Below are 7,530 nucleotides of genomic sequence, written 5' to 3' on the forward strand. Positions count from 1 at the left end.
TCCGGCGGCTCTTCTTCGTCATCTTCGCTCCTGATTCGCAGCAAGAATCCTCGCCGCTGTCAGGCAGAAAATCCACTCAAGCTACTGTCCGAATTTGCGGGGCCAGCTCTAAGCGCCTCCTTCGGCTCGGCGGTCGATTAAGTTGACGATGCCCGACGGTCTCCTGTAATCCAAGAGGCCACAGATGCTCGGACCTCTCGTTTTTCCCCCGACCCAAGCTGTTCTTTCTCTCGGCGATCGTTTGGACCGCACTGACGATGCTGGTCTGGTATGGCTTCGCGAGCAATCTGTTCGAAGCGTCGACTCCAACATCGTTGAACGCGCCATCTGACCACAAACAATTACGAGAAAGAATAGCCTCTTTGCCGGTAGCGACGGCGGCGGACGAACCTGGGCGAACCATCGCAACACTGCTGCAGACAGCAAAGATGAATAACGTCGATCCGTGCGCCTGGCTCAGCCTAACGCCTCAGCGTATCGCCAACGGCTGGCCGAGCGGCGAAATCGACGCGCTTATGCCATGGAACCACGCCGCCTGACGGCCGCAGCTTGCCGCTTACCCTTCGACCGAGTACGTGGCAACGAAGAGTGGCAGACGCTCCGAACGCGTAAGCGCTGGCGGTGCCCATGCCAAGGCAATGGGGGCCAAGCTGGTCTTTGCGAAGCTTGACCGGTTCAACCTCAAACCGGGCTTGCTTCGGTCACCGCTGGCAACCGGCGACCCGGGGTTCTGCAGCGACATTCGTCAGCTTATCGACAGGTAGGCCTGCTAAGGGCAGAACGCTGCCACGTTGACGGCCCTCCGGGACTTATCTGGTCAACGAAATGGCAGGAAGCCTCGCAGCAGTATCGATCCATTTGCGCGTTTGGGCTCGTGTGAACAATGATCATGACACCCGGCCTGCTTCGCGACCTTGAGGAGCGGGGGTATTCTTGTTTTGGCGATGGAGATATTGATGAACACAGGACAGGCTCAGTGGAGTGCAGGTTCTTCCTCGGCCGCTTCTGAAGAGGGGGAGCAGGAAAGTTACCTCAGCGGCTTCAGCCGAGCCGTGGCGGATTTGCTCGAAGCCATGACAGGATATCGGACCCCGGCCTCCGCGCGCGCGCAGTTGCTGGACAACTGGGCGGCCGAAGAGGGGCAGGGCGAAGCCGAGAATCGGCGACAGGGACGCGCACGAATTAGGGGGGCGGACAACACTGGCTCGCACTCGCTGGATTTGTCCTCCCTCTCCCTGACCGCTTTGCCCGCCGCCCTGCCGCCAAGATTGCTGGAACTGCGCGCCAGGCACAACGAGCTAAGCAGCCTGCCCGCTAGCTTCCCACCCGGTCTTCAGCATCTTCTCATTAGCCATAACCGGTTGATCAGTTTGCCGGACGCTCTTCCGGCGACCCTCTCTCGGCTGGAGGTGGCCGATAACAGCTTGACCAGTCTGCCGGCCAACCTTCCGGCTGGGCTCGAGATCCTGAACGCAAGCGACAACCGACTAACTAGCCTGCCGGACGCTCTCCCGAGCAGGCTCACCTCGCTCGCGGTTAGTGGCAATCAGCTGACCGACCTCCCCGACTACCTCCCATCGGGGCTCATTGAACTCGATGTCAGCAGCAATCAATTGGCCGACCTCCCCGCCCCCCTTCCGAGCACCCTCCAATCGCTCAATCTCAGCGGTAACCGGCTGACCAGCCTGCCTGAGGATCTTCTTGAGGGGCGTGTACCGAATCTTAGTCTCAGCTACCCGCATTTGGAGAACCTCGAGTTCGGGGATAACCCGCTGCCGGACGACGTCCTCGCTAATCTGGCGACGGCTGAAGCGCCACCGCAGCTTGCGCAGCAATCTCTATATGAGGCTGCCGCGCAATGGCTCGCAGACGACCCGGCGACGCTGGCCAAATGGCAGCACTTTGCGGATGAGCCAGGCGCCCAGGACTACGCGCAGTTCCTGGAGAGGCTACGAGAGACCGTGAACTACGGCAATGACGAGTTTCGGCAGGCAGTGGCTGATGATCTGCAGCAGGCGGCCGCCAATCCGACATTGCGCGAGCAGTTCTTTGCGCAGGCGTCCGAGGCCAACGCGAGCTGCGAGGATCGTGTCACCTTGCACTGGAATGGTATGCAGACCGCGCGCCTCAACGCTGACGTCGAGGACGGGGTATATGACGATCGGCTTGGCGATCTGATCCAGCGCGGCCGTGTCGCCTTCCGCTTGGAGGCGTTGGACGAGATCGCGCGCGACAGGATCAACTCGCTCGCCAGCGGCAACCCGAACGTAGACGACATCGAAGTCTACCTGGCCTATCAACATCGGCTGCGCGAGCCGCTGGAGCTCAGTCACGTCGCCCCTGACATGCGCTTCCTGGCGGTCTCTCACGTAAGCGAGGATGATGCGACGGAGGCGCTCGACCTGGTCCGGGAGCGGGAAGCAAGCCAGTTCACCGACTTCATGGCAAGCCGCTGGCAACCCTGGGAGACGGTGCTGAGGCGCATCGCTCCAGACGAACATGCAGCGATGCAAGACCGGCTCGTCGAAGCCATGGGCGAAGAGTTCCAAAGCCGTCTGGATCAGCGACTGGCCGAACATGGTCTGGTGGGCGACGTCGATGCCGAGCGGGTGCTCGGAGCCCAAGTCCGAAACCAAATCGCAGGCGAGATCAAAGGCGAGGTCATGCACCGGCTGCTCGCAGAGCGCGGCCTAGAACAATAAGACTTCCCAACAGTCCCGCGGGGATATTCTTCGTTGCTCTGTGGCGCTGCCTCAAGATGGATCCTGCAATCGACATCATCTTTGAGCTGACGATTGCCGATTGGCGCTCGAGCGAGGAGGCTGAGGCGCGGCCCGTTGAGGCAGCACGCATCTACCGCCGTGAAGATCGCACGGTGTGCGGCAGCATGAAATGGTCGGCGCGCAGCCTCATTGCCGATTCCTTGTAAGACGGGATGCCCGGGCCTTCTACCGGGCTGCGGAATGCTCCGCCGGAATTCTGTCGTGACCGCGCGCCGCCTTTGCTTCGTACTCGTCCTCGGGCGAGCGAAATCGACGCGTCAACAACCGGCTTTGATCATCGCGATTGTCGCGGTCGGTCAAGTGCATGCTCTCAGTCGTTTGAACGAGCGGGAGCGCGCGAGCGGATCCATCGGAGAACGCATTGCCGAAGTTTTCGTCTTACTGGCGCACGATTTCATAGGTCACGCCAATGCCACGCGCCGCCAGCACTTCAGCACGTCCTCGACCATGCGCAAGCTCGAGAGGAAGCCGGAAATACAACCAAGCGGCATAGCTGATTACTTCCGGTGGGAAGCGATGGCGGCGATAAAGAGGGGTCCGGGCGGTCGGCGTGCTGGTCGTCACCACCCCCTCGGCGGCTCCAATTCGTTAACTTAACGCCATCCAGAGTCTTCCGAAGCCGTCGACCAGATGTGTCTCGATCAGTCTGCTGTCTTCCTCATTTAGACGGCCCGGCTTGTCGAACAGCGTCAGCGGAATGGTAGCTTCCCGACATCATGGAGCATCGCCGCGAGCCCGAGTCGCCCCAATACTTGCTGGCGAAATAATCAGCGCCGCCGCAGACAATACGTAAGCAGTGCTGAAAGGTGGCCCTCGTGAGCCAATGCGAACACAGGCTTTGAATTTCGCTTTATTTGGCTGCTCGCAACATTGGCGTGAGCGGCGGCGAAGAACCATGTTGTATTTTGCCAATGACCTCGAAGCCGTGGCTTTGATAAAAGGGGATGTGATCGGGATTCGAGCTTTCCAGATAGGCGGTAATGCCCTGCTCATCGCATCGTTGAAGAGCGTATTTCATCAACAATGTGCCAAGTCCTTGTCCGACCCAGTTCGGATCGGCCGCGATGAGAGGCAGGTACCAATGCGGCTCGGACGGATGATGTTCGGCCATTTCCTGCCGCAGGAGCGCCATATCTTCGGTGATCGCCGGGTTCAGGGACAGCGCCATTATTTCGTCTAACGCGGACTCGTCTTGCTGCACGCCAGGCGGCAGCCACAGGGCTGCGGCGCGGATCCCTTCCGTGACGTATGCTGTGCCGTGCTCGAATGCTGGTCCACCAGAGGCGTTAACGAACCGAGGCATGCTCCGAAGATATTGGCTTGCGTCAGGCCAACTCCACCGCATCAATGGATCGGCGGCAAAGCCGAGCACAATTGTCCAGACGGTGCTTGTTCGAATGTTTGCATTCGCACATTTGATATCCGACTCCGCCGGCATAATGTGGGTTCCAAATTTTCTGTCTACCTGTCAGAGTTACGTGGCACGACATAAAGAAGACGTGGCCGATCACCAGATTCCTGATATCGACCGGCTGCACCTGGGTTCTGCCCGCTGATGGTCATGTTCCGTAACGACTCAGAATAGATCCATCGCCCGGCACCGGCTCGCCGTGCTCAGCTTCCGGAGCGCTTTTTCATCACTGCAATCCCTGTGCCATACTGAATGTCGAGCGACGGCATCGTCAACTTAACCGACCGCTGAGCTGAAGGAGGCGCTTCTCAAAGGTTCGAGATTCGGCGATAGCGCTTGTCATGGAGATCTCGCGCCAAGTCGCAAAGGCTCGCTCGTGCCAAGCACGACGGAAGTCGGCAGTCAGGGCTCCGGGATAGGGGATGTGGAAAAGGTTCGAGACCTGATCGTGAACTGACAGAAATCGGTGGGCCTGGAGGAGTTGAAACGCATCATGATCCGCTCGCGTCGTCGCGTCGGCTGATGAGAATTCTCGGCCCGATTGTTGAGAACTTTGTGCTGGCGATGTTCGACCCAAAGGCCCGTCTTTGCCCTCGCAGCGCCGTACGAACGAAGCTTGTCCGTGATCATCACGCGCGGCGGCGTGCCGGCGGATTTCAAGAGCTTCTTCCTGAGCCGCTGCGCAGCGCGCGAGTCTCTTCCGCGCTGGATCAAGACGTCGAGAACGAAGCCATTCTGGTCGACAGCGCGCCAGAGCTAATGTTGTTCGCCCGCGATCGAGATAACGATCTCGTCCAGATGCCATTTGTCACCGCGAGCGGGAGCGCGCTCGGACCGATCGGAGAACGCCTTGCCGAATTTCGGTCCCCACTGGCGCACGGCTTCATAGGTCAACAGTGCCACGCGCCTCCAGCATTTCCTCGACTATGCGCAAGCTTAAGGGAAACGGGAACTACAACCAAACGGCATATTGACGCCGCCCCGGTGGGCTGCGCCGACAGACTTTCAGCGGTTGCGCAAAAGTACGGTGCACTGCGTGAGCGGGCTGGTGAGCTCGAAATGACGCTGCAACGGAGCCGGACGGCGCGGTCGCGGCCATCTCGTTTGAGCATTCACGGTCGCAAATCGACGCAGAGCGCGGCCCAACCCAAACAACGTCGACTGGTAGAGAAGCGTTCGCCTGAGCTGAACTTCTTGACGGTGGGGCGACCGCGAGTCACCGGACCCGGATTAACGAAGGTCGTCGAACGGCCCACGAAACCCTCGCCAAGGCGTGGGAGGCGAAATCCGCTGCTGCTGGCGCGTTCCAGTCGGCGAGCGCTCGCTGCGAGGAAGCTGCCGCGGGAATGGAGGCCGCGAAGAATCGCCGCGCTTCAGCCGAAGGGGCCTTCAATATGGCCTGTCAGGATATCGCCCGGTCGCAGGGTCAGGTGTTCCCGCTGATTGCCACCGACCCGGCTGTGTCCAGAGCGCTACGAACACGAACTCAAGAGCTCGACCGAACCGTAAATGATACGGACGCCGCCGTCCTGATGCGTCGGGACGACCTGGAGAGATCGCTGGAAGGGCTGACGCGGAGGCATCGACTGACGCCGTTGCAACCCTGACAACGGAAATCGATGCTCAACGAGCTGCCGATTGGCGTGATGCATGTCCCGGGCGCGGGAATTCAGGACAATCTGGGCGACAAGGCGAAGAAGCTCGGCATCCCGGTCTGAAAATTCGGCGGCGCGTGAGCGCCGCAAATTTCTACTACCCGACTTGAGCGACGAAATCGCGCAACTTTCGCTCCGCTTCCTCCGCCGCCTTCTCTACGGCAGGAAAGATCGTGGCCCACACCTCAGCCAACTCCGGAAACTCCATTCGCGCCTCGGCCGGGTTTCAGCGGTAGGGAAATTTGTCGTACCACGTCACTCTTTCGACGCTTGAGGGTCAGAAGCGCTACGCTTCCGCTTTTCAGTTCAACAGCAGCAGCTGTGAGCGCCAGAACCTCTGAGACACGGCCGCCACTTTGTAATAGCACCGTATAGGAAAGTCGGCGTGCAGGATCGAGCCCTTGTGCCGCGCGACGGAAGCGACGGCGCTCCGGTAGTGTCAGGTATTGTCGAATACCCGATGTCGAAAAATAGAGCGAGCTCTCCGCACAAGGGAGCCGGGGGGCTCGCGGTCGAGCGGACGATTGATTTCACAGATGGTAGATGGACTGCCGCTGTCCTTAAATGAGGAGGGGAAATGTCGCGTCCCGTATTCGTCGTAGGATTGATTGCAGTCTGCTCCTTCTTTCTTTGCCACCATAGACCGCAGCACAGGGACAGCTGTGCGATCCGTGCCTACGCTCAGGTGAGAAATGCTGCGGTCTGCAGCCGTCTGGTTCGGCGCGCGTTCAATGTAGCGTCGGTTATGGATACGAGCGCACCGGCGCCGAACGTCGCTGTCGCCAGAACCAGCGGAAGTGTTCTCGCCACTGACAGAGCGACAATACACTCCTGACGTGGTGCCTTGGAAAAAGATGCCCCATGAAAATGGGAGCGCAGTCCCCTGCGCTCCGGTCGTTCTTACCATATACGGAAACGGTCACGCTGCCCGTTGCATCACAGCTGTAGCTCTGATCATCGCTAAAGTTCTGATGACAATATTTGGACTATGGACCGGGATGCCACCCCTTCTTGCGCAGCGTGTTGTCAGAACTTTAACAGAGTCGATTGTCAGCTCTGAAACAATGTCTGACTTCCGACGCTACAAACATTCGTAGAAGACGCAGAGCAGCTGCGATTTTCATCGACACGTCCCTTGCTTGGTTCGCGGACGAACATCTCGGATCGCTTTTCCAGGGGGGGTGCTGAAGGTTGCCTTCTCGCGTGTCGCCACGAGCGCCGTGGTCGTCAGCTTACTCTGAGGCAACATGAAACTAGGCTTCAAGCAATAAGGTCGCGTTGGCTTGGCGTCTCCGCCCTCAGCGGTCGGACTTATCAGACGTGATGCCGACGGCCATTTGTTCTTAGGACATCGAGATTGTCGATCTGCTCAGCAAGGGGTTTATACCCGGACGTCGTTTGGCGAACGCAAGTGACAAGCGTCCGCAAACAACAGGGGCCTTTGGCATGAATGTGGCATCAGGGCTCAGTGCAGGGCGGACATCGGTTAGCACGTGATGCCCCATAACATCGGGGTGAAGGAACTTCTGATGAGGGCCGTATCGATTGAGTTCACTAGTACCCACTTTTATTGGAACGTGAGTCGTGATTCAAGGTCGGGATGATACCCGAAGCAAGAGAAGTCCACCTTTCGAGGAAAGATCGCAAGGTGCTTGAGGCGTGCTGTCGCTCACCGGTGACG

3 protein-coding genes and 3 pseudogenes are annotated in these 7,530 nt (G+C 59.3%); 3 read left to right on the top strand and 3 right to left on the bottom strand.

Going from position 1 to position 7,530, the window contains the following annotated elements:
* Positions 1–298: 298 nt before the first annotated feature.
* The 3 genes and pseudogenes from QJT78_RS46550 to QJT78_RS46560 form a co-directional block, all read left to right on the top strand.
* A pseudogene (locus QJT78_RS46550) lies at positions 299–539 on the top strand (transposase domain-containing protein); the annotation flags it as partial.
* A gap of 417 nt (positions 540–956) precedes the next feature.
* Positions 957–2,702, top strand: coding sequence for an NEL-type E3 ubiquitin ligase domain-containing protein (locus QJT78_RS46555; RefSeq protein ID WP_026312873.1), 1,746 nt, complete (start codon positions 957–959; stop codon positions 2,700–2,702).
* 56 nt (positions 2,703–2,758) lie between these two features.
* Complete coding sequence (locus QJT78_RS46560) at positions 2,759–2,929, top strand: hypothetical protein (protein ID WP_018648285.1); 171 nt, start codon at positions 2,759–2,761, stop codon at positions 2,927–2,929.
* A gap of 235 nt (positions 2,930–3,164) precedes the next feature.
* On the opposite strand, the pseudogene QJT78_RS46565 reads toward QJT78_RS46560, so the two are convergent.
* The 3 genes and pseudogenes from QJT78_RS46565 to QJT78_RS46575 form a co-directional block, all read right to left on the bottom strand.
* Positions 3,165–3,347, bottom strand: a pseudogene (locus tag QJT78_RS46565) (IS6 family transposase); the annotation flags it as partial.
* A gap of 286 nt (positions 3,348–3,633) precedes the next feature.
* Complete coding sequence (locus QJT78_RS46570) at positions 3,634–4,221, bottom strand: GNAT family N-acetyltransferase (protein WP_063629895.1); 588 nt, start codon at positions 4,219–4,221, stop codon at positions 3,634–3,636.
* Positions 4,222–4,470: 249 nt separating this feature from the next.
* Positions 4,471–5,128, bottom strand: a pseudogene (locus QJT78_RS46575) (IS6 family transposase).
* Positions 5,129–7,530: the final 2,402 nt, after the last annotated feature.

Source organism: Bradyrhizobium sp. Mp27, from assembly GCF_029953005.1.
GTDB classification, from domain to species: domain Bacteria; phylum Pseudomonadota; class Alphaproteobacteria; order Rhizobiales; family Xanthobacteraceae; genus Bradyrhizobium; species Bradyrhizobium barranii.